The organism is Rhizobium sp. 01T444 (assembly GCF_056398305.1).
Map to the genome: position 1 here is coordinate 1 of NZ_JBFTPD010000384.1, position 533 is coordinate 533.

Genomic DNA, 533 nt, shown 5'->3' on the forward strand with positions numbered 1-533 from the left:
CCCTCGTAGTACACAGGCGCGGGCGGTCCGTAGTACACCGGTGGCGGCCGGTAGTAGGTGGGTGGTGCAGGCCGGTAATACACGGGCGGAGCCGCCTGGTAATAAACCGGCGGGGGTGGGGCATAGGCCGGCGCCGGCTCGTAGTACACGGGAGCAGGCTCGGTCACGACCACCCCCGGCACGCTGACGCCCACGGACCAGTTCACTTCCGCGTTGGCTGATGCCGCCGCGAGAAGTGAGCTGCCCGCCACGACAGCGGTCGCAGCCCATTTGACGATGACAGAACGATCCAGATTCAAGGTGGTTCCCCAACAAGCGGAGCGATGCCGCTCCTCTTGATGTAACGCGCGAGCCACCGCGCGGTGGACCGAAGATCGCAAGAAATCGTTGCTAACTTTATGTGGCGTACGTCCTCGACAGACGAACTCACGATCGGTAACACGTTAACCTCCTTGGTCGTCGCCGAAAAGCCGCCCTAGGCGTTGAGCGAAGGGTCCACTCAGTTGGACTCAACTCAAAGGGCAATATGCAAT

1 pseudogene is annotated in these 533 nt (G+C 61.9%); it reads right to left on the minus strand.

Annotated features, from left to right (window positions below):
• A pseudogene (locus AC1DTN_RS39055) lies at positions 1–299 on the minus strand (hypothetical protein); the annotation flags it as partial.
• Positions 300–533: the final 234 nt, after the last annotated feature.